A 19,239-nucleotide genomic window follows, 5' to 3' on the forward strand; every position below is an offset into this window, starting at 1 on the left:
CGGAGTAGCCGCGAACGCACGAGGTTTTTTACGGAAGAGTGGCCGAGCGGTTTAAGGCACCGGTCTTGAAAACCGGCGACGGGTCAAACCGTCCGTGGGTTCGAATCCCACCTCTTCCGCCATATACAAGGCGTTCAGGCTTGCAACGGGCCTAAGCCTGTGCCCAAATGGCCCCGCATTGGGACAATTTGGGACAACGAATGGCCACCATCGAAAAGCGATCAGGCAAGGGCGGCACCACCTGGCGGGTGCGCGTGCGCCGCCTGGGCCAGCCGCAGCTCACCAAGTCCTTCGAGACGAAGAAGGCCGCCCAGGAATGGGCCACCGAGCAAGAGGCCAAAGTCTTCGCCGGCGAGCAGCTGGCATCGAGCGAGGCCCGCAAGCGCACCGTTGCCGACGCGATCGACCGCTACCTCGAAGTGACCCTGCCGCGGTCCAAGCACCGGAAGAACGCATCGGAGCAAGCCAGGCTGCTGGGCGTCTGGCGCGAGTTGCTGGGCCATCGCGCGCTAGCCGGCCTGACGCCGGCGGTAGTCGCTGAGACCCGCGACGAGCTCGCCAAGCGCACGAACAAGGCGAAGCGACCGATCAGCGGCGCCACGGTAAACCGGCACCTGACGGCACTCAGCGCGGTCCTGCGCGTGGCGTCGAAGGAATACGGCTGGCTCAACAAGAACCCGGTGGCGAACGTCTCCCGCCTGGAGGACTCCAAAGGCCGCGAGCGGTTCCTGAGCGACGCCGAGCGCGTCCGGCTGCTGCAGTCCTGTGACAAGTCCGAACTCGACGCCTTGGGCCCACTGGTGCGCCTGGCGCTGGCCACCGGCGCGCGGAAGGGGGAGCTTGCCTCGCTGGAGTGGGCGAATGTGAACCTCGAGCGTCGCACCGTGCGCTTCGTGGACACCAAGAATGGCGAGAACCGCACCGTGCCCCTGGCGCAGACCGCGGTCGACGTCCTGCGGGAGTGGCGCAAAGGGCGCCTGCCGGTAGGCCCGGTGTTTCCCCTGTCCAAGGACCAGATCGACAAGCCGTGGCGGGAGGCGAGGGCAGAGGCGGGCCTGGCCGATTTCCGCTTCCACGACCTGCGCCACAGCGCGGCCAGCTACCTAGCGATGTCGGGGGCTTCCCTGATGGACATTGCCGCCATCCTGGGCCACAAGACCCTGGCGATGGTGAAGCGCTACAGCCACCTAAGCGAGCAGCACACGACCGCTGCCGTTGACCGAATGGCCGAGAAATTCCTCGGCTGAAAGCGGCCGACCCGGGCGATTACGGCGCCCGCGCGGCCTTCCACAACCGTTCCAAACGAGAACGATCATGGCAATTGCGAATACTAGACCCAACTCTCTGCAGGTCGAACAGGCCGAAATTGCCCTCAAGAAGATCCGCGCGCTCACTGGCTTGATTTCCACCACCCAGGAAGTGCTTACAGACGATGATGTTCGCTGGACCGCCGTTGCCTTGGGTGAAATTGCGGACGAAGGCCTGAAAGCGCTGAACGCGCACGACACCGAGGGTTGAACCGGTGGTCAAGAAGAAAGCCACGGGCAATGGCGCGTCTTCGGGCGCGTCCAAGTCATCAAAGCTTCGCCCATTGTCGCCCCGCGAAATTAGGGCTCACGAGTCGCGGTCAGGGATGGTCGATGGTCGCCTGCCGGACCGGGCGATTGCGGGCCTGAAAGATTACTCGCAAGAGGTGGCGGGTGCGGTTGTTCTGGCACTCGGCCGATACCGTTTCAACGCGCAAGCGGCGGCCGCGCAACTTCAGCCATCGGAGCGTATCGCCCAGGCAAGCTCCACCCGCGAGATGATCGCGGCATTGAGAGAACGAGTTTCGGGCATGGACGCCGAACTTGACGCCTACATCGAAGACATCTGGTGGAACTCGCCATGGAACAAAGATATCCGGGCGCCCTTTCTTGCCGTCTGGCGCGACCAGATCGATCCCTGGCTGCTCCGACTTTCGGTGATGCTCGCCAAGGCGGCTGAGCAGGTCCCGCAGGGGCGCACCGGCCCGAAGGGCAAGGAGAACCGAGACCGCTTCCTGAAGGATGTCGCAGCCGCATTGCGAACCCATGCGGGTCTCGGGATTGCCCGTTCCCGGGCGGTAGCACGGGACATCGCCGAATGGTGCGGCATCCAAGCCCCTACGGACGAACGGAATCTGAAGCGTCGCATGGGGGCGTAGTTGGCTGCAGTCCACAGCCTAACCCGGCCCTCCCCGCAATGAGCCCATAGCGCCACATTGGCCCCGTCAACCGAGACGGAGGTCATGTCATGAGAAAGCTGAGGCGCGTTGCCCAGCTAAGCCGGGAGCGGGGATACACCGAACCGCAGTGCCGGTGGTGGGTTTTCCAGGCTGATTCCAACGGGCTCGCGGCCATGGGCGCAATCGTGCGCATAGGCCGCACCGTTTGGATTGATGAGGATCGATTCGACGCGTGGCTTGATTCCAAGGTCAGCGGGCCAGGTGGTGCGTTGTGAAGGGCTGGCAGCACGTCCCGGGCACCGCGCGCCGCTGGCTCATCGAGAAGGCAGTAAGGGGAGAACCCGCCTTTATCCGCAAAGAGCTCGAGGACTTTAAGGCCGAACGTGACCGGGCGGCAAAGTTCCTGGCCATCATGGACGAAACGATCGTCGACACCGAAGCGCTACTCGGCGAGGTGCACGCGTGACTCCCGCCGAGATCGCCGCGCGCCGAAACGTCTTCCAGACCAGCTCCCGGGATCTGCTGCAGCCGGTCCCTGAGATCGCAGATAGCGTGCTAGCCCAACTGATCGACCTGCGCGCCCACCCGACCCCGCGGGGCGCCGAGCGCCTGGCCATGGAGCTCGATGGGGTGCGTCGGCACTGCCTGAAGATCAAACAGGCCCTGGAATCTGAGGCGTCCGGTGGTACGCCTGCCCCGTGAACGCCCCGCGGCGCCTGGTCACGTTCGCCCGAGCGGACGAGATCGCCTTGAGCGCCACCTCTTGGCTGATCGATGGCTGGCTGGTCCGCGACACGCTGGCCGCCCTAGTCGCGCCTTCTGGCGCCGGCAAAAGCTTCCTTGCCGTGGACTGGGCCTGTCGGGTGGCTACGGGCACACCCTGGTACGGCCGCGACGTACAGCAGGGGACGGTCTTCTATCTGGCCGGGGAAGGCAGGCAGGGGCTCAGGAAGCGCATCGCGGCCTGGGAGTCGTTTCACAGATGCCCGATTACGCGTGTGCCGCTGATGATCGCGGATGGTCTGCCGGTGCTGACCGACGACGCATCCGCCGCCGGGGTGATCGACGCAATGACGGAAGCCGGCGAACACCTGTTCTACCAGGCCGGGTGCGAACCCCAGCTCGTGGTGATCGACACGCTGGCGCGCGCCATGGCCGGCGCCGACGAGAACAGCGCCCAGGACATGGGCGCGCTGATCGGCGCCCTGGATTGGATGAGGCAGGAGTGGGGGTGCACGGTCCTGGTGCTTCACCACACCGGGCATGCCACGGCAGACCGCGCGCGCGGATCGAGTGCCCTGTACGCCGCCCTCGACAGCGAGTTCCTGATCAAACCGGGCGAGAGCAGCTTCCAGCTCAAGGCCAGCAAGTCGAAGGATTGGCGCTTGCCCGATCCCTTGGCGCTGCGATGGGCCGACGTGGAGATCGCCGTGCCGAACAGCAACCCCGATGGCCCCAAGCAGATTCCCGAATCCAGCCGCGCGATCGCCGACGACGCCGGTGCAATCAAGGAGAAGGAAGGCGACGAGCTGATCCTCCACCTTCACGCGAGCGGATACAGCTGCCGCCAGATCGCAGGCCAGACCAACCGATCCAAGTCCGCCGTCGCGCGCGTTCTCAGGAAACTGTCCCACATGCCGGCCGGTGAATCCCTCCCAAACCCCAACTGTCCCGGTGGGACACCCCCTTAAAGGGGGGTCCCGGGACAGGGTTTGGGACACCTGTCCCTGTGGGACACCAACAGCGGGACAGCCTGTCCCGACCGGGACACCATCAGAGACCACTACATGGCAAGGAACGAACACAACTCCCACCGATGCGGCACGTGCCATCGGCTGATGCCGCGAAAGGCCGGCAAAGCCAAGCTCTGCTCACAGAGATGCCGGCGCGTGATGAAGGCCGAGAAGGAGGCCACCACCTCGCGCACACGTCTGGCAGGACGCCGCTGATGCAGCGCCCGCGCCCACCGACCCTAATGCGCCCCTGTGAGCGCCCAGGCGGCGGGGGGTGGGGGGAAAGTAGAAAGGACGCAATCGCTGGCACGCGCGCCCAGCCTCCTTTTTGCACAGTCAGGTTAGAAAAACAGTTTTCGACATTCCAGGAGCACCGCGTCACCTTTCCGGACCTTCTGATCCCTGCAGCCAGCACTAAGCCGCAGGGCTTGCTCATCGAAGCCAAATAGGAGCAGCAGCTACGGCTGATCGCCGTGCACGACCCAGATGCTGGGTCCGCCAACTTCGTAGAGATCGCCGCTCGACTGGCTGGCGATCCAGCAAGCGCGCAAGCTGCGCCACGCTAATTCGGAGCTAGCCTTAGCGCCGACGCCGTGGCTTTACCTTCGCCTTGCGCTTCCCGGCCCAGCCCTGTCCAGAGTGCGCCAGGGGGCCACGATCCACCGTGGACGGTCGATGAATGTTGTAGCGGCCGGGTCAAGCTACCCTGCCTCATGGGACCCGGAGCGTCAGATCCCAGCGGGCCAGCGCAGGGTTAGAGGCCACTGCCCCCGTCACAGCCGGCCAATCGGGCGTCGGAGCAGGAAGGCGCAATATCAGCCGCGCCAGCCCGTCCTAAGGCCGTCCTCAGATGCTGCGCCTAGATGTAAGGTGAAGTAGGGTTGACGAGCGGTTGACATCCCACCCCCTCGCCCCACATATAATAACACCAAGGTTATATGATGCCGCCCTGGACAGTCCTTTTCTCAGATGATGTAGCCCAGTGGCTCAAGGACCTGGACAAGGATTCCTTCAAGCGGGTCATGTCAGCTATTGAGGCGCTCAAGGCTCAAGGCCCGCAATTGGGAACGCCACTTGTTAAGCCGATAGTTACCTCCACGCATTCAAACATGAAGGAGCTTCGGATCGTAAATGGCTCCCAGAATTTCCGCATTTTGTTTGCGTTCGACCTGAAGCGTCGAGCAATCCTATTGGCCGCAGGCGACAAGGCAAAGATCGGATGGACCGAGTTTTACGACCGCTTTATCCCGATCGCAGACCGACTCTTTTCCGAGCATCAATCTGAAATCGAATCGCAGATCAAAAGGGATACCCCAAAAAAAACTGGGTCTCCCAAGAAGAAGGGGAAGAAGCAATGACAACTCTAACATTTGAGCAAGTTCTCGCCCTCCGATCCGACATCGGAAAGGGCGATCTAGCAGAGATAAAAGCAAATGCAAAGGCGCTCTTGCCGCTCGCAGCGCTTCGAGAGCGCGCCGGCGTTACTCAATCAGAGATGGCAGCTCGTCTAGGTAAGAGCCAAGCCGCAATTTCTAAGTTCGAGGGGCGTGGCGACTTTCTTATGTCGACGCTTTATCGACACGTTTCAGCAGTCGGCTGGGACCTAACCATTTCGATCAGTTCAAATGGGACAACTTTCGATCTTGTGCCAAACGAAATGGACGAGGATGTCAGCTTTTGCCTCTTCGAGAGCCGAAAAGGCAACTCTCACGCACTCGCGGAGCATGCCCGTCTTTATTCAGAAATTAAGAGCACCCCACGGCACCGTCACTTCAAGCAATGGGCTAGACCTGCTCGTTTCAGCGCAAAAGACAGAATGCTAAATCGATCTCTTGGTGAACCGGCATGAAAGCTAGCCCTCTAAAAATTGATGGACTTGAGTATCCCGTTGTATCGGTGCGAGCCACTCCTGGGGTAGAGCCGCCCGAGATCGACGAGCCACTCATACCTAAAGTGCATGCGTCTGTTGGGTTCTCTATTGACGGAAGGCACTTTGCCATTATCAATGCCAAGCAAACGAAAAGATCAAAGCACTACACCTTTGAGCTTGAGGCGTTCACAGGGTTCGAAATTGATATTGAGGCGTGCAAAGCATGCTACATGAGCGGCTGGTCACCAAACATGCTTGCGGTAAATGTGGCGCGGCTGCTCTATTCAGGCGTCCGCGAGATGCTGGCTTCAATTTCCTCCCGAGCTCCATACGGGCCAGTAACACTTCCAAGCACAACTCTTGGCCCCGAAGACGTTCATATTGAATTTCAGCCGCGCAATAAACGAGACGAAATATTGATGGAATTTTTCAATTTCTCTGCCGAGAAGATCGAAGAGCTGAACAAGCGACTGGCGGCGAAATCCATCGACAGCGGCGCTACATCACCGACCAAGAGTGCCGCCAAGAAAACTCCCCAGAAGTGAGAGATGATCTTGCCAGCACCTCCGGCTTCGACGTGAGCTAGATCGTTCTGCGAGAAAGCTCAGCTAGAAAATTGCAAAGATTGGCGAAGCCAAGTACGGGGCCAAGGCAATGGCAGAAGCCGATGAACTCATCGAACTCATTGACCGCTCGTCGCGATTCGACAACGACCTAAGGAATGCCACGAGCGGAGTTCCAGTCCCAGAGGGCCTCCGCTATCAAGCAGCAGTAGGCTGGGCCACGGCGTCTCTTGAGCATGGCCGCGGGCTGCGTGCGCTAATGCTGTTGGACAATCCCTGCGCGAGCTTTGCTCTTCTACGTCCTCAGATGGAAGCGTTCATCCGGCAGGTTTGGGTGTGCCTTGTTCCCGATGATGAGTGGTTAGCCGAGTTCTTCAATCTCAAGGATGGCGACATTCGGGAGACCAAAGAGCCTCCTGGCCTCACCAAAGCAATGCGCGAGATATCTGAAAAGGGCTTGGAGCCCTTCTCGGAGGTGGTGAAGGCCCTCGTCGACATGCTGGGCGACTCCCATCACTCCTTCACGCACAACGGTGCTCGAGCCGTCCAAATGGCCCTGAGGGGCGCCTATCGTCCAGCACAGTTTGAATTGGTCAAGTTGAGCAACGCATTTTCCCTGAACGCTGCAGCTCAGATCGTCGATTTGTGCAATCTCCCAGCCGAGAAGACTCCCGACCTTCACGGAATAGCTGCGAGGTACAAGGACTGCTTTCTGGGAGACGGACCACCACCGGTGCCTGGGGGGTAGATTTGGGGGTATCAGCACCGACTCGCCCGCCGAGAACCGCGCAGATCGAGCGTTCTGGCGCGCTATTTAATGGCCCCCACCGACTGTTACTCCTTGGCGTCGACCTGCGCTGGAGGCTTCCTGGCTAGTTCCTTTTCAGCGGCAGTTGCCTTGATAGTCGACAAGCGAGCAGCACGTTGAGCTCGAGTCACGTACCACTCCTGAAGAAGGGTTTCCACCAGTTCGGTGAGCAATTGAGCTTCGCCTGGATCGACATCGACAATCACGTTGATGTCATTTTCCATGTGGGCGCCGATGTTCCCGATTTTTCGAACAGATTGAATTGCATCCCATACATCCGGATCCACTCGATCCTCGATCTGCGCAATTTCATCTACTAGGCGGCCTGGCGTTACTTTCCAGAAGTCTCGAATTGCACCCTGCAAACACCTTTGGGATAAAGTCGCCGAAGCTTTAGGGCTCAGCTCACGAATACGGCAGGCTTCCGCGTAGTCCTCTCTGAGAGGAGAAGGTATGTAATCCGGAAAGATTTTGTGTGTCCCGTCTGGCATCAATCTCTTCTTGAGAATCACACTTGCGGATCGGACCCCAGGTATAGCGAGTCTGTAGAGCGACACGTCGAGAGTGGGCTTAGTGCATTTCGGGTTGGGGCAGATATAGAACTGGGAAAACAGTCTCATGCCGCTTTCACTGTTGGAAATGTTCACGTCATGCACGCTTAAGGAACTTCTTTCATCAGTAATCGTCACTGCTCGGCCGCAGTGCGGGCACTCCCAGTTCTCGCCTTTCATTACTCTCTCCGCGCAATTTGGGACAAATCTGGGACAACGCCGCCCCAAACCCACATTAACGGCCAATGTTGTCTATTGCGGAAGTCCTTGATTTCTCAGCGGGCGAGGGTTGTCGCAAGTTGTTGATTGTTGAGATATTTCGCTCTTGAAAACCGGCGACGGGTCAAACCGTCCGTGGGTTCGAATCCCACCTCTTCCGCCATTTCGCTGAAGGCGATACGCCCCATCAACCCACCGTAGCGACGTGCAGGCCCAGCGCCAGCACGTTGTAGCCGCCGTGGGCGATCAGGCAGGCGGGCAGGGAGCGGGTAAGCGCATAGACGGCGGCGAAGACCGCGCCCAGCATTAGCGTGCCGAGCAGCTCCGGCCCGGCTGAGGGCAGGTGGATGGCGGCGAAGGCGAACATCGACAGGGCGCAGGCCGGCCACAGGCCGATGGCGCGCTCGGCGACCGGGATCAGCCAGGCGCGGAAGGCCATTTCCTCGAGGAAGGGCGTGTACACACCGACGAGCAGGATGACCGTCAGCGAGAGCGGATCCGGCCCCAGGCCCGAAATCGCGTCGTTGCCGACTGACGTGCCCGGCCAGGCCAGGTGCAGCAGGCGTCCGAAAACTTCAATGGCTGCCAGACCGCCGATAGCGCCGGCGACGCCGACGCCCAGGGTTCGCAGCAAGGGTCGGGGCAGGTGCCAGGGCGAGGGCAGGGCGAGGGCCAGGCCAAAGCCCCAGTAGGCGATGAGCAGGCTGCCGGTGGGCAGGAGCAGGGCCAGCAGCAGGGTCACCAGGGAGTCGTTCCAGGCCGTGGGGTCGAGCGGACTGGGCAGGTCATTGAAGAGGTAGACGTGGGCTTCGCAGACCCGCACGCCCGCGCTACGTACGAGCTGGTCCAGCGTGGCCTTGGCGGCGGAGAGTTCGTACTCGCGTAGCCGCGAGAAGCCGACGGCCACGTCGTAGGCCGCGCAATCGGCGGGGCGGTGGTCCGCGTAACCTCCCGGGGCGAAGTCGCCTTCCGGAAAAACAGGGTGTTCCAGCACCGCCTCGCGGAGTGCGGCCAGCTGCGCCGGCGCACCTTGCACCCAGACCAGGCTGCGGTCGTGGTGGCTGAGCGTGGTGAGCGCCAGGAACCAGGCGGCCATCAGGCCCACCAGCAAGGCCGGGAGCAGCAGGGAAAGGGCCAGCAGGCCGAGGCGATGGACGAGGCGCGAAGGGATCATGCCGGTGGGTCGTGCGGAAGGAAGGCCAGTGTCCCCGCCGTGGCGCGCGTGGTCTGTCGGCACGTGACGTGGGCGGGGGTAGGTATTTTCGGCGCCGTGCCGGCCGGGCGGTGATCCGGGGCGCAACTTGTCAGGCAGCGATAACCAGGTTCGCGCCTTTGTCGCCGCGTAGGAAATAACCTAGCGAACAGGCGGCAAGTTGCCCTAGCGGTGCCCGCGCCGCCTCGCCTAGCGTGGGCATCGAACCCTGGGGAGGGAGCAACCATGATCCGAGTCTTCATCGTCGACGACCACGCGCTGGTGCGCACGGGCTACCGACTCATCCTCGAGCAGAGCGGCGCGGCCGAGATCATCGGCGAAGCCGCCACCGGCGAAGAGGCGCTGCCGCAGGTCCGCCGGCTGCAGCCCGACGTGGTGCTGTGCGACCTGCACCTGCCGGGCATCAGTGGCCTGGACGTCACCGAACGCATCGTGCGCGCCGACATCGGCACGCGCGTGATCATCGTCTCGATCCAGGAGGACGGGCCGATGCCGCGCCGCCTCATCGAGGCCGGTGCCTCGGGTTACCTGGGCAAGGGCTGCGACCCGCAGGAACTGGTGCGGGCCGTCGGCGACGTCTTCCGCGGCCGGCGCTACCTGGCCAGCGACGTCGCCCAGCGCATGGCGCTCGACGGATTCGGCGGGCAGTCATCGCCCTTCGACCAGTTGTCGCCGCGCGAACTGCAGGTCGCGCGCCTGCTTTGCCAGGGCCTGCGCATGGAAGAGATCGGCCGCCGCCTCAGCCTCAGCGGCAAGACCGTGGCCACGCACAAGTACCGCTTGTTCGAAAAGCTGGGCATCCGCGATGCGATATCGCTTGCCCGGCTGGCCGGGCAGCACGGCATTTCCGACCCGGCGTCCGCGCTGACGGCCTGAGGCCGGGGCCAGCAACAAGAAGGGCGCCCTGGGGCGCCCTTCTTGTTTGCATGCCGGGTTGAGCCTGGGCTCAGCCGGTCTTGTCGCTCGGCGAGGACCTGGACGCGTCCGGGTCGGCCAGCGACCAGTCCGGGGCCGACGGAGCCTGCGCCAGCTCCGGCTCGGCTTCCGGCGTGACCTCGGCGTCCACCTCAGGTTCGGCCGTGGCTTCGGCCAGAGGCTTGGTCACCGGCGCCGGTTCTTCGGCCGGCTTCTTTTCCTGTGGCGCCGGCGGCGCGTCGAACTGCGCCGGCTGCGTGCGCAGGTAGGGATTCACCGGCTCGGGATCCGGGATCAGGCTCTGCTGCACCGGCGGCGGCGCCGCCCGCGGCGCTTCGGCGACCGGCGCGGGCGCGGCGGCTTCCGCGACCTCGGGCTTGGCTTCCACGGCGGCCGGCTCGGAGGCGACGGGTTCGACCGCTACCGGCTCGGGCTTGGTCTCGATGGCAACCGCCTGCACGGCCGGCTGCGGGGCCGGCGGGGTTTCCGCGGTCGGCCTGGCCACCGGCTCGGCGTTCGTGGTGTCCGGCTTGGGCGCTTCGCTGGCCGGCGGCGGAACCGCCTCACCCGGCGCCGGCATGTCCACCGACACCACGGCGGCCGCGGAGGCGGCTACCACCGGCACGACGGCCGGGGCGGGCGGGGCGATGTCGTCGAAATCGGACTCCGCGGCGGTAACCGCCGGGGCCGAAGCTTCGGACGGCTTGCCCGATTGGGGCTGGCCGCCGGATTCGCCGGACTCTTCATCGTCGTTGCCCGACTCTTCGTTGCCATTGGCTTCGGTACCGGTATCCGCACGACGACGGCGACGGCCACCACGACGGCCGCGGCGGCGGCGGCTGCTGCCCTCGCTGGCATTCGCAGCGTCTTCGCCGTTGCCTTCCTTGCCGTCGTCCTGGTTCAACAGCGCTTCGGCCTTGGCGGCATCGGCATCGTCGCCGTCATCCAGACCGGCGGCCACGCCACCAGCGGCGATGGCGGCCTGGCGCGCTTCGCGGCGCTCTTCTTCGCGCTTGAGGTTTTCCAGGCGCTGCTGTTCGCGACGCTCGGCTTCCCGCTTCTGGTTCTCTTCCCGACGCTGCTGGGCCTCGGCGCGTTTTGCTTCGTCCTGGCGCTTCTGGTCTTCGCTGCGCTCGGCCTTGGGCGTCCTGGTCTTGGCCGGCTGCTGCGCGGTCTTGCCACCGCGGTCGCGCTCGATGCGGTCACGACGACCGCCGCGTTCGCGGCGGCCACCACGCTCACCACGCTCACTGCGGTCGGGACGATCGCTGCGCTCACCACGATCACCGCGATCATTGCGGCGGGGCTTCTTGTTTTCTTCGGTCGCCGGGGATTCGTCACCGGTGAACAGCGCCGCCAGGCGCGCGAAGAAGCCGCGCTTGGCCACCGGGGCCTGAATGGCCGCCGGCAGCGCCACCGCCACGGGCTCCGGCGCTTCCTCGCGCACCGGCGCCGGGTTCGGCGGGCGCACGGCGGTCACGGCCGGCATGTCGGGAACGTTGATGTGCGACTTGGTCAGCGCATGCACCGCCAGCTTGCGCGGCGTGGTGCGGTGGTAGCTGGGACGGGCGCTGTCCTCGCCAAGCTCGTTGTCGCGCAGGCGGCTGATGTTGAAATGCGGGGTCTCGAGCTGGTCGTCGGCCACCACCACCACGGGCGCGTCGTGCCGGGTCTCGATCTCGACCAGGGCGCGGCGCTTTTCGTTGAGCAGGTAGTTGGCGATTTCCGGCGGAGCCTGCACCAGCACCTGCCCGGTGTTTTCCTTCATGGCGTGTTCTTCGGCCAGGCGCAGGATCGACAGCGACAGCGATTCGACGCTGCGCATGCGGCCATGGCCTTCGCAGCGCGGGCAGACCACCTGGCTCGACTCGCCCAGGCTCGGGCGCAGGCGCTGGCGGCTCATTTCAAGCAGGCCAAAGCGCGAGATGCGGCCGATCTGGACGCGGGCGCGGTCCTGCTTCAGGGCCACCTGCAGGCGCTCTTCGACCTGGCGCTGGTGTTTGCCCGACGCCATGTCGATGAAGTCGATCACCACCAGGCCGCCCAGGTCGCGCAGGCGCATCTGGCGGGCCACTTCGTCGGCGGCCTCGAGGTTGGTGTTGAACGCGGTCTCCTCGATGTCGCCGCCCTTGGTGGCGCGCGCCGAGTTGACGTCGATCGCGGTCAGGGCTTCGGTCTGGTCGACCACGATGGAACCGCCCGAGGGCAGGCGCACCTGGCGCTCGTAGGCGCCTTCGATCTGCGACTCGATCTGGTAGCGGTTGAACAGCGGGGTGGGGTCTTCGTAGAACTTGAGCTTGCGCAGGTTCTGCGGCATCACCGACTGCATGAAGTCGCGGGCCTCGTCGAACATCTCCTGGGTATCGACCAGGATCTCGCCGACGTCGGCGCGCAGGTAGTCGCGCAGGGCCCGGATGATCAGGCGCGATTCCTGGTAGATCAGGAACGGGGCCGGCTTGGACAGCGCGGCGTCGGTGATCGACTTCCATACCTGCAGCAGGTAATCGAGGTCCCACTGCAGCTCGTCGGCGGCGCGGCCGACGCCGGCGGTGCGGATGATCACGCCCATTTCCTCGGGAATGGTCAGCGCGTCCATCGCTTCCTTCAGGGCGGCGCGGTCGTCGCCCTCGACCCGGCGCGAGACGCCGCCGGCGGTGGGCGAGTTGGGCATCAGCACCATGTAGCGGCCGGCCAGGGAGATGAACGTGGTCAGGGCGGCGCCCTTGTTGCCGCGTTCTTCCTTCTCGACCTGCACCACGACTTCCTGGCCTTCGCGCAGGAATTCCTTCAGGCCGGCCTTGTTCGGGTCGACGCCGGGGACGAAGTAGTCGCGGGAGATTTCCTTGAGCGGCAGGAAGCCGTGGCGCTCGCCGCCGTATTCGACGAAGGCGGCTTCAAGCGAGGGTTCGAGCCGGACGATGCGGCCCTTGTAGATGTTGGACTTCTTTTGTTCCTTCGAGGGCTGCTCGATGTCGATGTCGTACAGGTTCTGGCCATCGACGATCGCCACGCGCAGTTCTTCGGCCTGCGTGGCATTGATCAGCATACGCTTCATGGTGGATTCCTCACGCGCTCGTACCGCGAGGAACGCCGGGGTCCGCGCCCGATGTTTCGGGCCTGGGGCGCATTGCGCACCCGGGCCTGGCAGGAACTTCCAGCGCTACAAACCTTGGGCGTACCCACGGGAGCGCTTGTTTTGTTTGTTCGGTCTTAGGGCCCGGACCCCGCCTCGCGGTGTCCGGTGTTCGCAGGCTCGCGAGCCTGCGGCAATATCCGTCCGCCTTCGGCACCGGCTAACATGGTCACCCCCGTGGGGTGTGGTAGCGGTTCCTCGGGATTCTCAGGGGTCGGCTTTTGGCCGGGGAGCCCCTGCGAAATCAGGACGTTATCTCGCCCAGTGATTGTATAGGTGCAACCCCCATGGCGGCAAACCAAGACGTCTCGACCGGCGTGAGACTGGTCCGGGTCCCGGAAGACCGGGACGGCCAGCGGCTGGACAATTTCCTGCTGCTGCAGCTCAAGGGCGCGCCCCGGAGCCTGGTCTACAAGCTCGTGCGCAGCGGCCAGGTGCGGATCAACGGCAAGCGGGCCAAGGCCGACAGCCGCCTGTCAGGGGGCGATGAAGTGCGCATCCCGCCCGTGCGCCTGGCCGAGCCGGGCGAGGTCCGGGTACCACCCAAGGGCATGCTCGAGCGCCTGGCGGCCAGCATCGTCTTCGAGGACAAGGCCCTGCTGGCCATCAACAAGCCCAGCGGCATCGCCACGCACGGCGGCAGCGGCATCAGCTTCGGTGTCATCGAGGCGCTGCGGGCCATGCGCCCGGGTGAGCCCCTGGAACTGGTGCACCGGCTCGACCGCGACACCTCCGGCGTGCTGGTGCTGGCCAAGAAGCGTTCGGCCCTGCTGGAACTGCAGGCACTGATGCGTGCCGGCGAGGACGACGAGGGCCCGTCCAAGCGCTACCTGGCGCTGCTGGTCGGCCGCGTGCCCAACGGTACCCTGACCGTGGATGCCCCGCTGCAGAAGTCGGTGCTGCAGGGCGGCGAACGCATGGTGCGGGTCGATCCGTCCGGCAAACCGTCGGTCAGCCACGTGAAGGTGCTCGAGCGCCGTGGCGGCCACAGCTTCTGCGAGGTGCGCATCGAGACCGGCCGCACCCACCAGATCCGCGTTCACGCCGCCCACCTGGGCCACCCGGTGGCGGGCGACGAAAAATACGGCGACCGCGAGGCCAACAAGCGCCTGGCCGAACAGGCCGGCCTGCGCCGGCTGTTCCTCCACGCGGCATCGATCGAATTCGCGCTGGAGAAGGGTGCCAAGCCCTACCTGCTGAACGCGCCTCTCTCGGACGACCTGGTGGCGGTGCTCGACCGCCTGGCCTGAGCAGGCTGCCGTCGTTTATTCGCCGTTTATTCGCCGGCCAGCAGCTCGGCCTTGGCGGCGCAGGTGAAGTCGTTTTCGCTCAGCCCACCGACGTCGTGGGTGGAATAACGCACCACGGCACGGTCGTAATGAACGCCCAGGTCCGGATGGTGGTCTTCAGCGTGGGCGACGTAGGCCAGGGCGTTCACGAAGGCCATGGTCCGGTAATAGTCGGGGAACTTGAAGGTCCGGGTGATGGCCTGGCCCTCGTCGGCCAGGGTCCAGCCGGGCAGGGCGGACAGGCGCGCGGACACGGACGGGGCGTCGAGCAGGTGCTGCGGGCCTTTGAGCGGCTGGCAGCGGCGATCGGCGAGTTCATTGATCGTGGTCATGACAGCGTTCCGGTGCGGGAGCAGCCAAGTATAGGCCCCGGGGCTAGAATGCACGGCATGATCAACCTGTCCGACAACGCCCAGACCTATTTCCGCCGCCTGCTCGAAACCCAGGGAGGGGATGCCGTCGGCATCCGCCTGTCCGCGGTCGAGCCGGGAACGCCGCGTGCCGATGCGCGCCTGGAGTTCTGCGACAACGGCGACCTGCTCGGCGACGAGTGGGCGATCGAGTGCGAGGGTTTCACCCTGTTCGTCGACGGCGCCAGCGTGCCCTACCTGGACTCGGCGGAAATCGATTACGCCAGCACGGCCACCGGCGGCCAGCTCAACATCCGCGCGCCGCGCATCAAGGGTGAAACCCCGGGCACCGACGCCAGCCTGGTCGAACGCGTGCGCTGGCTGATCGAGTCCGAGATCAATCCGCAGCTGGCTTCGCACAAGGGCCGGGTGGCGCTGGATTCGATCGACGCCGATGGCGTGGTTTACCTCAGGTTCGGCGGCGGCTGCCATGGTTGCGGCATGGCCGACGTGACGCTCAAGCAGGGCATCGAGAAACAGATGGTGGCCCGGTTCCCCGAAGTCACCGCCGTGCGCGACGCCACCGATCACAGCACCGGCAGCGCGCCCTACATAGCCCGGGGCTGAACGCGGGGTCGGACCGTCTTCCGGCTTAACCGTTTTTTCTCATGGTAGGTCGTTAGTCTCTCCGGGCCTTTTCCCTGCGCGTGGACCGTGACCGAAGACATCGAGACTCCCGATCCCGCGCAGGTCCTGGTCGATGCCGACCACCCCTGGCGTCCGATCCCCGACGCCGATCCGATACCGATGCGCCTGCGCATCGGCCTGTGGCTGATCATCACCGGTGGCCACCTGCTGGCGTTCTGGGTCCTGGACTCGGGCCGATGGGTGGATCCGCTGCCGCCGCCGCCGCGTGAAACCACGCTGGTGTTCCTGGAGCCCATTTCCGAGCCGGAGCCCGAGCCCTTGCCGGAACCGGAACCGGAACCGGAACCCGTGCCTGAGCCTGTTCCGGAACCAGAGCCGGAACCCGAGCCGGAACCCGAACCCGAACCCAAGCCGGAGCCCGAGCCGGAGCCGGAGCCCGAACCGGAGCCCGAGCCGGAGCCCGAGCCCGAGCCTGTTCCAGAACCTGAGCCAGAACCTGAGCCGGAGCCGGAGCCGGAGCCGGAGCCGGAGCCGGAACCCGAGCCGGAACCCGAGCCTGTCCCGGAACCCGAGCCGGAGCCCGAGCCCGAAATCGAAGTGGAACTGCCAGCCCTCGACCGCCCGGTGCTCGATGCCGTGGAGGTGCCCGAGCCGGTCTTTGATTCGCCGGTGCCGCGGCCATCGCCGGTCACCGTGGACATCGCGATCGAGGACGCGCCGCCGCCGCCCGAGCTGGCGCGCGTCCAGGCCCAGGCGCCGAGCATCGAACCCACGCCACGCACCGACCTGCCCAGGCCGACGCCCGGCGTCGCGTTGGCGCCGGTGCTCGACACCACCGACATCGAGCGCACCCGGCCGACGGTGGATTTCGAGCCGCTGGATCCCGACAAGAAAAAGAAGACCCGGATCGTCATCGACCCGATCACGCTCGAACCGATCGAGATCGACGAAGCGACGGCTGCCGGCGAGTCCCCGCCGCCGCCGCCATCCCCCGCGCAGCAGGCGGCGGACGTGTGGGCGCCGCAGACACGCTCGGGCTCTCCGGCGCTCCAGGCGGTCGAACCCACGCCAAGTCGCGGCTCGCTGTCGCTGTACAACCCGGACGGCTCCCTGGCCTTGCCCGATGAGGTGCGCGAACAGGTCGCCGAGTCGGGCGGTGACGACCGCCGCTTCGGCTTCCGCCAGCCGGGCCTGGAGGAGGCCGAGAAGTTCATGAAGCGTCGCAAGGTGCTCGAATACGAACCCACTCGCTTCGACGCCGCCTGGCGTCCCAGCAACGACCTGCTCACCGAATTGCTGGAAAAGGCGGTCGAGGCTTCCGCGATGCAGGTGGACATCCCGATCCCGGGCAGTCCCGGATCCAAGGTGCGCTGCGTGGTGGTCCTGCTCGCCGCCGGCGGCAGCTGTGGCATCGTCAATGCCAACGACAACGACGCCGTGATCAACCCCGGAGACGACCCCGCGACGCTCAGCCCGGAAGAACAGCGCCAGTGTGCCCTGTGGTGGGAGCAGATCGTCGACCCGCAAAGCCATGCCGCGTGGCGGCGTACGCGCGCCCTCTATGACATCGAGTGCCGCAAGCCGCCGGCCAGGGACACCATGCCCCCCGGCTAGGGCCCCCAAACAAAAGGCCCCGCGTTGCGGGGCCTTCCGGTTTGCGGCGACAGCCTCGCGTCTAGCGCTGGTCGACGTCGCTCAGGTCCTGCAGGTCGCCTTCCTGCGCCGCGTAGAACGCCGACAGGTCGTCGATGTCCTCGTCGGTGAGGGCGGCGGCCATGCCGGCCATGATCGCGTTCTGGCGATCGCCCGAACGATAGTCGTGCAGCGCCTTGGCCAGGTACTCGGGGTACTGGCCGGCCAGCTTCGGGTAGGTCGGGTCCAGCGACTCGTTGCCGGTCGGGCCGTGGCAGGCGGCGCAGGTCTTGGACTTTTCCTGGCCGGCGGCGACGTTGCCGGTCGGGCCGGCGGCGACGGCCGGGCATGCCAGGGCCAGCAGGGACAGGGCGGCGAGGGTACGGATGGAATTCATATGCGAGGCCCTCACTTCTCGGTCTTCACACTGGACAGGTAGGCAGCGATGTCCGCGATCTCCTGGTCGGAGAAGGACTCGGCCTGGGCCCGCATGGTCGGGTGCTTGCGCTCGCCCTTCTTGTACGCGGCGAGGGCGGCGACGAGGTAGGCCTCGTTCTGGCCGCCGACCTTCGGGACGCGGTAGGTCGGGTAGGCGTTTTTGTAGTCTTCGATGCCGTGGCAGCCGGTGCAGGTATAGAACAGCGACTTGCCGTTCTCGGCATCGCCGCTGGCGGCGGCGGGCAGGGCGGCGAGGGCAAGCGCCAGGCTGGCGGCGGGCAACAGGATTCGCTTCATCAGTGTTTGTTCCGGCTCTGAAGGGTCGGATGGTGCGGCGTAAACCGAAAGTATAGCCGGAGCATCCTTCCCGAGACGAGGGGTAGGGCCGACGCCGCCGCAACCCTTCTTCACCGGTCGGCATCCTGACTTCCGGCATGTGCGGGTCTCCGGGCCCGTCCTGTACTGTTCTATTCAACTACAACACCCCAGCCAGAAGCCGCCCCCATGAAGACTTCCCGTACCGTGACGCCGACCCATTCCCTCGCCGCGCTGGCCCTGGCGATCTCCCTGGTGCTTGCGGGCTGTGGCGGGGCCGAACCGCCGGCCGAAGGCGAGGCCAGCGAGGCCGAAACCACCGCCCAAGCCGAAAAGGGCAAGACCGACGAAAAGAAGGTCGATGCCGTGCCGGTCGAAGTGGCGGCGGTCGCCAAGCGCCCGATAGCAGCCAGCTTCACCGGCACCGCCAACCTGGAAGCGCCGGGCGAGGCCCAGGTCGTCGCCAAGACCTCGGGCGTGCTGCTGCAGCTGCTGGCCGAAGAGGGCGACCAGGTGAAGGCCGGCCAGGTGCTGGCCCGCATCGACCCCGAGCGCCCGCGCCTGGAAATGGAGCGCGCCCGCGCCACCGTGCGCAAGCTCGAGAACAACTACCGCCGCTCGCAGGAACTGCTTGAATCCAAGCTCGTCAGCGCCGAAGCCAGCGACCAGATCCGCTACGACCTCGAGGCCGCGCGCGCGGCCTACCAGCTGGCCCAGCTGGAGCTGTCGTACACCAATATCGTCGCGCCCATCGACGGCGTCATCGCCGCCCGCGCGGTCAAGCCCGGCAACCTGATCCAGCTCAATTCCAGCCTGTTCCGGATCGTCGACACCTCGCGCCTGGAAGCGGTGCTCAACGTGCCCGAGCGTGACCTGGCGACGATGCAGGAAGGCCTGACGGTGCGCATGACCGCCGACGCCATGCCCGGCGACGTCTTCGAAGGCGTGATCGACCGCGTCAGCCCGGTGGTGGACGCCGGCAGCGGCACCTTCCGCGTGGTCACCGCCTTCCCGGGCGGCGAAGGCCTGCGCCCGGGCATGTTCGGCCGCATCGAGGTCGTGTACGACCAGCGCAGCGACGCGCTGACCGTGCCGCGCTCGGCGCTGCTGCAGGATGCCGGTGAGACCGCGGTGTTCGCCGTGCGTGACAGCAAGGCCGTGCGCGTGCCGATCGAGCTCGGCCACCTGAGCGGCGAACTGGCCGAGGTTCGCAAGGGCCTGGTCGAAGGCGACCAGGTGGTCACCGCCGGCAAGGTCGCCCTGCGCGACGGCGCCGCCGTCGAAGTGCTGAATCCGCCGACCGCCGCCAGCCTCGACGCGGCCCAGGTCGCCGACGCGGCCAAGGCCGGCCGCTGA

The 19,239-nt window shown here is 65.4% G+C and carries 21 protein-coding genes and 1 tRNA gene; 16 read left to right on the forward strand and 6 right to left on the reverse strand.

The window, feature by feature from the left end; all coding sequences use genetic code 11:
- The first annotated feature begins 32 nt into the window (after positions 1–32).
- From ACYVJH_RS02760 to ACYVJH_RS02810, 11 genes are all read left to right on the forward strand, one after another.
- A tRNA-Ser gene (locus tag ACYVJH_RS02760) sits at positions 33–122 on the forward strand.
- Between the two features lie 78 nt (positions 123–200).
- On the forward strand, positions 201–1,247 hold the full coding sequence (locus tag ACYVJH_RS02765; RefSeq protein WP_460453126.1) for a tyrosine-type recombinase/integrase: 1,047 nt from the start codon (positions 201–203) through the stop codon (positions 1,245–1,247).
- Positions 1,248–1,314: 67 nt separating this feature from the next.
- The gene (locus tag ACYVJH_RS02770; RefSeq protein ID WP_460453127.1) at positions 1,315–1,518 is read left to right on the forward strand and encodes a hypothetical protein; all 204 of its coding nucleotides are present in this window, start codon (positions 1,315–1,317) and stop codon (positions 1,516–1,518) included.
- Between the two features lie 115 nt (positions 1,519–1,633).
- Positions 1,634–2,185, forward strand: coding sequence for a hypothetical protein (locus tag ACYVJH_RS02775; protein ID WP_460453128.1), 552 nt, complete (start codon positions 1,634–1,636; stop codon positions 2,183–2,185).
- Between the two features lie 292 nt (positions 2,186–2,477).
- Positions 2,478–2,672, forward strand: coding sequence for a hypothetical protein (locus ACYVJH_RS02780; protein ID WP_460453129.1), 195 nt, complete (start codon positions 2,478–2,480; stop codon positions 2,670–2,672).
- An 86-nt stretch (positions 2,673–2,758) separates the two neighbouring features.
- Positions 2,759–2,908, forward strand: coding sequence for a hypothetical protein (locus tag ACYVJH_RS02785; protein ID WP_460453130.1), 150 nt, complete (start codon positions 2,759–2,761; stop codon positions 2,906–2,908).
- The gene (locus ACYVJH_RS02790) at positions 2,905–3,897 is read left to right on the forward strand and encodes an AAA family ATPase (protein ID WP_460453131.1); all 993 of its coding nucleotides are present in this window, start codon (positions 2,905–2,907) and stop codon (positions 3,895–3,897) included. Before ACYVJH_RS02785 ends, ACYVJH_RS02790 begins: the two co-directional genes overlap by 4 nt.
- A gap of 980 nt (positions 3,898–4,877) precedes the next feature.
- Positions 4,878–5,297 carry a type II toxin-antitoxin system RelE/ParE family toxin gene (locus ACYVJH_RS02795; RefSeq protein ID WP_460453132.1) on the forward strand — a complete coding sequence of 140 codons (420 nt, stop codon included), beginning with the start codon at positions 4,878–4,880 and terminating at the stop codon, positions 5,295–5,297.
- Positions 5,294–5,788, forward strand: coding sequence for a helix-turn-helix domain-containing protein (locus tag ACYVJH_RS02800; RefSeq protein WP_460453133.1), 495 nt, complete (start codon positions 5,294–5,296; stop codon positions 5,786–5,788). Before ACYVJH_RS02795 ends, ACYVJH_RS02800 begins: the two co-directional genes overlap by 4 nt.
- Entirely contained in the window at positions 5,785–6,354 is a 570-nt protein-coding gene (locus ACYVJH_RS02805) for a hypothetical protein (RefSeq protein ID WP_460453134.1), read from the forward strand. Before ACYVJH_RS02800 ends, ACYVJH_RS02805 begins: the two co-directional genes overlap by 4 nt.
- A 109-nt stretch (positions 6,355–6,463) precedes the next feature.
- Complete coding sequence (locus ACYVJH_RS02810; RefSeq protein ID WP_460453135.1) at positions 6,464–7,120, forward strand: DUF6988 family protein; 657 nt, start codon at positions 6,464–6,466, stop codon at positions 7,118–7,120.
- Between the two features lie 86 nt (positions 7,121–7,206).
- On the opposite strand, the gene ACYVJH_RS02815 is transcribed toward ACYVJH_RS02810, so the two are convergent.
- Both ACYVJH_RS02815 and ACYVJH_RS02820 read right to left on the reverse strand, forming a co-directional pair.
- The gene (locus ACYVJH_RS02815) at positions 7,207–7,911 is read right to left on the reverse strand and encodes a DUF4145 domain-containing protein (RefSeq protein ID WP_460453136.1); all 705 of its coding nucleotides are present in this window, start codon (positions 7,909–7,911) and stop codon (positions 7,207–7,209) included.
- A gap of 226 nt (positions 7,912–8,137) precedes the next feature.
- Positions 8,138–9,124 carry a lysostaphin resistance A-like protein gene (locus ACYVJH_RS02820; RefSeq protein ID WP_460453137.1) on the reverse strand — a complete coding sequence of 329 codons (987 nt, stop codon included), beginning with the start codon at positions 9,122–9,124 and terminating at the stop codon, positions 8,138–8,140.
- Between the two features lie 264 nt (positions 9,125–9,388).
- Between ACYVJH_RS02820 and ACYVJH_RS02825 the strand changes: the two genes are divergently transcribed.
- Positions 9,389–10,039 carry a response regulator gene (locus ACYVJH_RS02825; RefSeq protein ID WP_460453138.1) on the forward strand — a complete coding sequence of 217 codons (651 nt, stop codon included), beginning with the start codon at positions 9,389–9,391 and terminating at the stop codon, positions 10,037–10,039.
- A gap of 70 nt (positions 10,040–10,109) precedes the next feature.
- Here ACYVJH_RS02825 and ACYVJH_RS02830 read toward each other — a convergent pair whose 3' ends face one another.
- Positions 10,110–13,133 (reverse strand): Rne/Rng family ribonuclease, encoded by a 3,024-nt coding sequence (locus ACYVJH_RS02830; RefSeq protein WP_460453139.1) that lies wholly within the window; start codon positions 13,131–13,133, stop codon positions 10,110–10,112.
- Between the two features lie 365 nt (positions 13,134–13,498).
- Here ACYVJH_RS02830 and ACYVJH_RS02835 point away from each other — a divergent pair, with 365 nt between their 5' ends.
- The gene (locus tag ACYVJH_RS02835) at positions 13,499–14,461 is read left to right on the forward strand and encodes an RluA family pseudouridine synthase (protein WP_460453140.1); all 963 of its coding nucleotides are present in this window, start codon (positions 13,499–13,501) and stop codon (positions 14,459–14,461) included.
- A gap of 26 nt (positions 14,462–14,487) precedes the next feature.
- Here ACYVJH_RS02835 and ACYVJH_RS02840 read toward each other — a convergent pair whose 3' ends face one another.
- On the reverse strand, positions 14,488–14,832 hold the full coding sequence (locus ACYVJH_RS02840; protein ID WP_460453141.1) for a 4a-hydroxytetrahydrobiopterin dehydratase: 345 nt from the start codon (positions 14,830–14,832) through the stop codon (positions 14,488–14,490).
- Between the two features lie 57 nt (positions 14,833–14,889).
- Here ACYVJH_RS02840 and ACYVJH_RS02845 point away from each other — a divergent pair, with 57 nt between their 5' ends.
- Positions 14,890–15,477: an NfuA family Fe-S biogenesis protein gene (locus ACYVJH_RS02845; protein WP_460453142.1), complete on the forward strand. Its 588-nt coding sequence runs from the start codon at positions 14,890–14,892 to the stop codon at positions 15,475–15,477.
- Positions 15,478–15,564: 87 nt separating this feature from the next.
- Positions 15,565–17,112 (forward strand): hypothetical protein, encoded by a 1,548-nt coding sequence (locus ACYVJH_RS02850; RefSeq protein ID WP_460453143.1) that lies wholly within the window; start codon positions 15,565–15,567, stop codon positions 17,110–17,112.
- Between the two features lie 61 nt (positions 17,113–17,173).
- Here the strand turns inward: ACYVJH_RS02850 and ACYVJH_RS02855 are convergent, their stop codons facing one another.
- Both ACYVJH_RS02855 and ACYVJH_RS02860 read right to left on the reverse strand, forming a co-directional pair.
- Complete coding sequence (locus tag ACYVJH_RS02855) at positions 17,174–17,527, reverse strand: c-type cytochrome (RefSeq protein ID WP_460453144.1); 354 nt, start codon at positions 17,525–17,527, stop codon at positions 17,174–17,176.
- Between the two features lie 11 nt (positions 17,528–17,538).
- Positions 17,539–17,865, reverse strand: coding sequence for a c-type cytochrome (locus ACYVJH_RS02860; protein WP_460453145.1), 327 nt, complete (start codon positions 17,863–17,865; stop codon positions 17,539–17,541).
- Between the two features lie 207 nt (positions 17,866–18,072).
- Between ACYVJH_RS02860 and ACYVJH_RS02865 the strand changes: the two genes are divergently transcribed.
- Entirely contained in the window at positions 18,073–19,239 is a 1,167-nt protein-coding gene (locus ACYVJH_RS02865) for an efflux RND transporter periplasmic adaptor subunit (RefSeq protein ID WP_460453146.1), read from the forward strand.

Source organism: Arenimonas aestuarii, from assembly GCF_054781715.1.